We start from the raw sequence: 7385 nt of genomic DNA, 5'->3' as shown, positions 1-7385 counted from the left end.
CGCGCGGCCGTCGGCCTGAACAGCGTGCGGAAGTCGGCGTCTTCATTATAGGCGAGTTCGGTGGTCTCGCCCATTGCCGAAAGCTTGCGGGCCAGCTCGGTTCGGGCCGCGTCGATCGGGGCGTCGCTCACCGGCGCGGCCGGCTCGACCGCAGCAAGCGCGAGCCTTGGCGTTGGCGCCGCGTTGACGCCCATCGCCGCACCGCCGGTTTCGGCATAGGCAAGCCGGGGGCTGGGCACCGGCACGTCGCCATCGAACAGGCCGAAGCGATCGTCGTTGAACGCAGGATCATCCTGCTGCAGGGCGGCAACCTCCGTTGCGGGCTCGGCCGTGACCGGATCGGCGGCCTCCGAGACCAGAATATCGGCGACGGAGACTCCCTCTTCAGGACCGAGGGCGGACGGACGCGTCTGCGGCAGCGGCACACTGGCGGCGGCCAGAGCCAGGGCTGGATCGGTAGCCGTTTCGACCGCTGTCGGCGTCGGATCGACCAGCGCTGTCGCGAGCGGCGTGCCGAGATCGGCCTCGCCGGCGCTCGGCCTGCTGAGCGGCAGCGGAATATCGAGATTATCGAAGGTAACGGCCGCCGTCAGGATATCGACGGGACGCTGCGCGGGTTCGGCCTGGCGCTGCTGCGGCTGAGCCTGCTGGCGGGAAGGGCGGCTCGGCGTCGGCGGCTCGGCACTGCCCTTGTCCCTCTTGCCGAACAGCATGGAGAGCAGGTTGGGACGTTCGTCCTCGTCGCCGTCATCCGCGCTTGCGACCTGGACGGGCTGCGACGACGCGACCGCGCCCTTGGCCTTGTACTCGGCCAGCGCCTCATTATAGCCCGGCAGCGGCTTGCCGTCTGCGGGCAGGTGCAGGGTATGGCCCTCAGGGAACAGCGCCACGAGCTGGTTGCGACTCATGCGCGGCCAGGCGCGCACGCTCGCCACGTCGAGATGCACGAAGGGAGAACCGGATTTCGGATAGTAGCCGACGCCGCCGCGCTGCATTTTCATCGCGGTTGCGCGCAGCTTGGCCAGCGGCACGCCCGGGATGAAGAAGTCCATCGCGTTGCCAAGCATATGCTGCGATTTCTTGGCTACCCCGGAACTCGTGCTGCGCAGCATCGCGTTGGTTTCAGGCGAACGATAGGCCGAAACGACATTGATATAGTCGGTCGCGCCGACCTGCTGGTAGACCTCCCAGACCAGATCGAACAGCTTAGGGTTCATCGTGGTCGGCTCCTTGCGACGCCAGTCGCGCAGGAACCAGTTGAGCTGCTCGAGCCCCTTCTTGTCATAGCGGCCATTGCGCTTGAAGGTGATCTCGGCCTTCTCGCCGGTGTGGATGTAATAGATCTTGAGTGTCCGGGTTTCCGCACGCGCCTCGACGCCGCCGAAAAAGCAAAGCGTCGCCGCCAGTACGGCCAGTACAGCAAATGTCCGACGCAAGAACGCGCGATATGGACGGATTGTCAAACCGGACTCTCCCTGGATTCTCTGAACGTCCCGAAGGCTCCCCCGAGCGCAAGGCACATGCCGACACAAGAGATTGGAACCTCTTTTTTGAAGGCGCAATGCGGCGCAAACGAGGCGATTTTCCGACACAATTTCAGGTCGCCTTTTATAGGCAACATTCCGTTAATTTCCAACCATCTTGCTATCAGATTAAGCTTACATAAGGGTTAACCCATTGTTGCAGATCAAATTTGTTTGGCGCTGCGGCCGTTTTTCGGCTTCCCCGGCGACGCCCGTTGCGCGCCGCGGCGACAGGGCGCAAATTCCGGCGTTGCGGGTGGCGGGCGCGGACCATATGTTGAGGCGGCATACAGATCACGAAAGGCAGCCCCATGTTCAATCCCCGTTTCCCCTCCCTTCCCGCCGATGCCGCCGCCGGCAGGGCGGAAAGCCCGGAACTCGGCGCCCTGCCCGAATGGGATCTGACCCATCTCTATCCGGGTGCGACATCGCCCGAATTCGCCGGCGATTTCGATGACGCCGCCAGAAAGGCCCGCGCTTTTTCCGAACGCTGGAAGGGCCATCTGGCCGAGGCCGCCGAAAAATCCGGCAATGGCGGTCTGGGGGCCGCGACCGAAACCTATGAGGCGATCGGCGACACGCTCGGCCGGCTCGGCTCGTTCGCGGGCCTTTCCTATTATGCCAATGCGGCCGACCCGGCGCTGCGCAAGCTTTATGGCGACACCTCGACCCGGATCACCGAAATCTATGCCGATCTCCTTTTCTTCGAGCTCGAACTGAACCGGCTTTCCGAGGAGGCGATCGAAAAGGCGCTTGCAAACGATCCGCGCTTTGCCCGCTACCGCCCCTGGGTGCTTGATCTCCGCAAGGAAAAGTCGCACCAGCTCGACGACCGGCTCGAGCAGCTTTTCATGGAAAAGTCGACCACCGGGAGCCAGGCCTTTAACCGCCTGTTCGACCAGACCATGGACAAGATGCGCTTTACCGTCGACGGCGAGGAGATGCCGATCGAAAAGGCGCTCAACCTGCTTTCAGACACCAAGGAGCCGGTGCGCAGCAAGGCGGCCGAGGCGCTTGCCGCGACCTTCAAGGACAATCTGCCGACCTTCTCGCTGATCATGAACACGGTCGCCAAGGATACCGAGATCAACAGCCGCTGGCACGCCTTCGAGGATATCGCCGACAGCCGCCACCTTTCCAACCGCGTCGAGCGCGAGGTGGTGGATGCGCTGACCGAAGCGGTGCGCGAGGCCTATCCGCGCCTGTCCCACCGCTATTACGCGATGAAGGCGAAATGGCTCGGCATGGACCAGATGAATTACTGGGACCGCAACGCCCCTCTGCCCGATACCGCCGAACGGGTGATCCCGTGGGAGGAGGCGCGCGAGACCGTGCTTTCGGCCTATGGCGCGTTCTCGCCGGAAATGGGCGGCATCGCGCAGCGCTTCTTCGATGAGCGCTGGATCGACGCCCCTATCCGCCCCGGCAAGCGCACCGGCGCCTTCGCCCATCCGACCGTGCCCTCCGCGCATCCTTACGTGCTCGTCAACTATCTCGGCAAGCCGCGCGACGTGATGACGCTCGCCCATGAGCTAGGCCACGGCGTCCATCAGGTGCTCGCCGCCAAGCAGGGCGCGCTGATGTGTTCGACGCCGCTGACACTCGCCGAAACCGCCTCCGTGTTCGGCGAAATGCTGACCTTCCGGGCGCTTCTGGCAAAGACTGCGGACAAGGCCACCCGCAAGGCCATGCTGGCCCAGAAGGTGGAGGACATGATCAACACGGTCGTGCGCCAGATCGCCTTCTACCAGTTCGAGCGCAAGGTCCACACCGCGCGCCGCGAGGGCGAACTGACGGAGGACCAGATCAACGAGATGTGGATGTCGGTGCAGGGCGAAAGCCTCGGTCCCGCGATCAAACTCGCGGACGGCTACGAGACCTATTGGAGCTATGTGCCCCACTTCATCCACTCGCCGTTCTACGTCTATGCCTATGCCTTCGGCGACTGCCTGGTGAATTCGCTCTACGCCGTCTACCAGAACGCCGAAAGCGGCTTCCAGAACAAGTATTTCGACATGCTGACCGCCGGCGGCACCAAGCATCATTCCGAACTGCTAAAGCCGTTCGGCCTTGACGCCTCCGACCCGGCCTTCTGGGGCAAGGGGCTGTCGATGATCGAGGGGCTGATCGACGAACTCGAAGCACTGGAATGAGATGACACGCGGGCAGCAGGTCGTTTTCTGCGACGATCTTTCGGGCCGGATGCTCAGCTTTGGCGCGCCCGAAGAACTCATCGTCGCCGAAACCGCCGAGGACTTTATTCCTGCATTTCAACGGATGGAGGCGGCCAGGGCCTCCGGCCGCTTCCTGGCGGGCTATATGTCCTACGAGGCGGGCTTTCTGCTAGAGCCGGCGCTTGCAAGTCTTGCGCCGGCAAGGCCGGACCTGCCATTTCTCTGCTTCGGCATCTTCGGCGCGCCGGAGCAGGCTGTCCCGCCAGCGCTCCAGCCCGAAACCGTCTTCCTGACGGACATCCGGCCCGCCTGGAGCTTTGAGGATTATCGCCCCCGTTTCGAGCGCCTGCATGCGCATCTGATGGCCGGCGATTGCTATCAGGGCAATCTGACCTTTCCGGTGCATGCGCGCTGGAGCGGCGACCCGCTCTCGGCCTTTCACGGCCTCGCCCGACAGCAGCCGGTGCGCTATGCCGCCTTTGTCGACCTCGCCGGCCCGCGCATCCTGTCGCGCTCGCCGGAACTGTTCTTCCGCGCCGATGCCGACGGCATGATCGAGACCCATCCGATGAAGGGCACCGCCCCGCGCGGCGATACCGCCGACGCCGATGCAGCCATCGTCGCGGCGATGGGCGAGGACGACAAGATGCTGGCCGAAAACTGCATGATCGTCGACCTGCTCAGAAACGACATGTCGCGGATCGCCGAGCCGGGCTCGGTCCACGTGCCAAAGCTGTTCGAAATCGAAACCTACCCGACCCTGCACCAGATGGTCAGCAAGGTGCGCGCCAGACTTCACCCGGGCGCCACGATCGAGGCGATTTTCCGCGCGCTGTTTCCCTGCGGCTCGATCACCGGCGCGCCGAAGATTTCCGCCATGAAAATCCTGCATGGGCTGGAGAGCGCCCAGCGCGGCGCCTATTGCGGGGCGATCGGCCATATCGCGCCGGACGGTGCCATGCAGTTCAATGTGGCAATCCGGACCGTGAGCCTCTACGATGACGGGCGGGCGACCTTCAATGTCGGCGGCGGCGTGGTGCTCGATTCAACTTCGGCCGGCGAATATGAGGAAGCCCTTCTGAAAGCCCGTTTCACCACCCCCGCGCCATTGACCGCTGCCGCCGAGTGAGTTTGCCATGATCCTGATTTCCCTCACCTATATCCAGCCTCTGGAAGAAGTCGAAAAGCACTTCGACGGCCATATCGCCTGGCTGAACCGCTATTATGAATCCGGCGTCTTCGTCGCGTCCGGCCGCAAGGTGCCGCGCACCGGCGGCGTGATCCTGGCGCGCGGCACGATGGCCGCGGTCGAGGAAATCTGCCGGCAGGACCCGTTTGTCTCCGAGGGCGTCGCCAGCTTCGCGCTGACGGAGGTGAATTTCACCCGCACGCTGCCCTCCCTTGAAGGCCTGAAGGATGGCGACTGAGCATCTGCGACTGATGCCCTATGGACGCGCCTACAAGCCGTTCTCGATCGGCCTTTCCGCGCTCGATCCCGACAAGTGGCTGGAACCCGGCGACGATCTCGCACGCTATCTCGCCGAAAAGGATCGCCTTCTGGCGACCCGCCGCGACGAGGTTTTCCGCGCCGATGACGACAGCCTCGATGCTGGCTGCGAGGCGCTGGCGCTGATCGCCGGCCACCTTGAGACGCAGCATGCCGATATCTACCGGCGCGACGGCAACCGCCTCCGTTTTCTCGACCGCACCGTTGTGCTCGACGATCCAGCCGTTCCGCCGCTTATGACCGCCGGCATGCTGATCGAGGACGATCTCGCGATCCTGATCAAGCGCGAGGATCGCTGGCATCTTGCGGCGGGCTTCATCGCCTTTCCCTCCTCCTGGTCGCTGGCCGAAAAGGTCGGCCGGCCGATGGACGAGGTTCATGCCGACGTGCCCGGCTTCTCAGTGGGCACGCGCAATGCGGCCCTTGTCGCCCGCATCTTCGACAATCTCAAGCCCGGCCTGCCCGCCGAGCGCTTCAACTGGTCGTTCAAGGGTGCCGATGCGCTGGCCATGCCGGTGTCAAAACATCTGCCCGAAGACCCATTCCGCCCCGTCCGGCCGATCGCCGCCAATTTCGTGCGGGTCGAGCGCCAGACGCTGACGCGCCTGCCGGGAACGGGCACGATCCTGTTCACCATCCGCATCTATATGGACCCGGCCGAGGCCATTCTGCACCATCCCGAACGCAAGGCGATCGCGACCGCGATGATTACGCAGCTGCGAGGACTGAGCACCGACGAGCGCGCCTACAAGGGCATGGACGACGCCGATATCGCGGCGCTGATCGCCTGGCTCGAAACGCTTTTGCGCTGACGACCGGCATTGACGACTGGAACTGCGGCCATAAATCCGCTTTACTTGAACGCGTTGGTGTGATCTCGCTTTGCGCGAGGGAACAATTATCGCCGCGTCACAATTCCGCTTTATAGCGCGACCGGAAGACCGGTCGGCGCGAAGCCTGGAAATGACCGCCGGTCGCCCGCCAGACAAACAAGAAGGACATGGAAATGCAGCAGGAATTCCCGATCCACGCCGAAATCACCGGCCCCATTGTCATGATCGGCTTCGGGTCCATCGGCCGCGGCGCATTGCCGCTGATCGAAAGGCATTTCCGTTTCGACAAGTCGCGCATGGTCATCATCGACCCGAATGACGGCCACGCAAACCTCGCCGCCAATCACGGCGTGCGCTTCATCCACGCGGCGGTTACCAAGGACAATTACGAGGAATTGCTGGAGCCGCTGTTGACCGAGGGCGAAGGCCAGGGCTTCTGCGTCAACCTTTCGGTCGACACCTCCTCGCTCGACCTGATGAAGCTCTGCCGCTCACTTGGCGTGCTCTATATCGACACCGTGATCGAGCCCTGGCTCGGCTTCTATTTCGACGAAAGCCAGGGCAACGCCGAGCGCACCAATTACGCGCTGCGCGAGACCGTGCGCAAGGAAAAGCGCAGGAACCCCGGCGGCACCACCGCCGTTTCCTGCTGCGGCGCAAATCCGGGCATGGTGTCCTGGTTCGTCAAGCAGGCGCTGGTCGATGTCGCGCGCGAGACCGGCGTGAGCTTTGCCGAACCCGCCGCCGATGACCGCGCGGGCTGGGCGACTCTGATGAAGGAAGCCGGCGTCAAGGGCATTCACATCGCCGAACGCGACACCCAGCGTTCGAAATTCCTGCGCCCGCAGAATGCGTTCTGGAACACATGGTCGGTGGAAGGCTTCGTGGCCGAAGGCATGCAGCCGGCCGAACTCGGCTGGGGCACCCATGAGAAATGGATGCCGAAGAACGCCAAGAAGCACCGGAAGGGCTGCAAGGCCGCGATCTATCTCGAACAGCCCGGCGCCAATACTAGGGTCAGGAGCTGGTGCCCGACGCCCGGCCCGCAATACGGCTTCCTCGTCACCCATAACGAGTCGATCTCGATTGCCGATTTCTTCACCGTTCGCAACGACAAGGACAAGGTCACCTATCGTCCGACCTGCCACTACGCCTACCACCCGGCCGATGTCGCGGTGCTTTCCCTCGACGAAATGTTCGGCAATGGCGGCACGCCGCAGAAGGAAATGCTCGTTCTCGAGGAAGCCGATATCCTGACCGGCATCGACGAGCTCGGCGTGCTGCTCTACGGCCACGACAAGAATGCCTACTGGTACGGCTCGCGGCTTTCGATGGAGGAGACCCGCAA

6 protein-coding genes are annotated in these 7385 nt (G+C 63.5%); 5 read left to right on the top strand and 1 reads right to left on the bottom strand.

Annotated features, from left to right (window positions below; translation table 11 throughout):
- Positions 1 to 1463: DUF882 domain-containing protein (locus B4E36_RS06415; RefSeq protein ID WP_345900142.1), on the bottom strand; the 1463-nt coding region annotated here is incomplete at its 3' end.
- 371 nt (positions 1464 to 1834) lie between these two features.
- On the opposite strand from B4E36_RS06415, the gene B4E36_RS06410 reads away from it, so the two are divergent.
- The 5 genes from B4E36_RS06410 to B4E36_RS06390 all read left to right on the top strand — a co-directional run.
- Positions 1835 to 3676, top strand: coding sequence for a M3 family oligoendopeptidase (locus B4E36_RS06410; protein WP_292054280.1), 1842 nt, complete (start codon positions 1835 to 1837; stop codon positions 3674 to 3676).
- Between the two features lies 1 nt (position 3677).
- Positions 3678 to 4826: an aminodeoxychorismate synthase component I gene (locus B4E36_RS06405; RefSeq protein ID WP_292054277.1), complete on the top strand. Its 1149-nt coding sequence runs from the start codon at positions 3678 to 3680 to the stop codon at positions 4824 to 4826.
- 7 nt (positions 4827 to 4833) lie between these two features.
- Positions 4834 to 5124 (top strand): YciI family protein, encoded by a 291-nt coding sequence (locus B4E36_RS06400; RefSeq protein WP_292054275.1) that lies wholly within the window; start codon positions 4834 to 4836, stop codon positions 5122 to 5124.
- Positions 5114 to 6016, top strand: coding sequence for a heme-dependent oxidative N-demethylase family protein (locus B4E36_RS06395; RefSeq protein WP_292054272.1), 903 nt, complete (start codon positions 5114 to 5116; stop codon positions 6014 to 6016). Before B4E36_RS06400 ends, B4E36_RS06395 begins: the two co-directional genes overlap by 11 nt.
- Before the next feature lie 194 nt (positions 6017 to 6210).
- Positions 6211 to 7385 (top strand): saccharopine dehydrogenase NADP-binding domain-containing protein (locus B4E36_RS06390; RefSeq protein ID WP_345900141.1); only part of this gene is annotated, 1175 nt, incomplete at its 3' end.

Origin of the sequence: Martelella sp. UBA3392 (assembly GCF_002358775.1) — a bacterium.
Lineage (GTDB): Bacteria > Pseudomonadota > Alphaproteobacteria > Rhizobiales > Rhizobiaceae > Martelella > Martelella mediterranea.
Note: the sequence above shows the minus strand (reverse complement) of the source record. Positions and strands in the feature narration are given on the sequence as shown.

Excerpts from the sequence above, each read along its gene's own strand:
- B4E36_RS06410 (WP_292054280.1), top strand. The coding sequence starts at position 1,835 with ATGTTCAATCCCCGTTTCCCCTCCCTTCCCGCCGATGCCGCCGCCGGC.
- B4E36_RS06405 (WP_292054277.1), top strand. The coding sequence starts at position 3,678 with ATGACACGCGGGCAGCAGGTCGTTTTCTGCGACGATCTTTCGGGCCGG.
- B4E36_RS06400 (WP_292054275.1), top strand. The coding sequence starts at position 4,834 with ATGATCCTGATTTCCCTCACCTATATCCAGCCTCTGGAAGAAGTCGAA.
- B4E36_RS06395 (WP_292054272.1), top strand. The coding sequence starts at position 5,114 with ATGGCGACTGAGCATCTGCGACTGATGCCCTATGGACGCGCCTACAAG.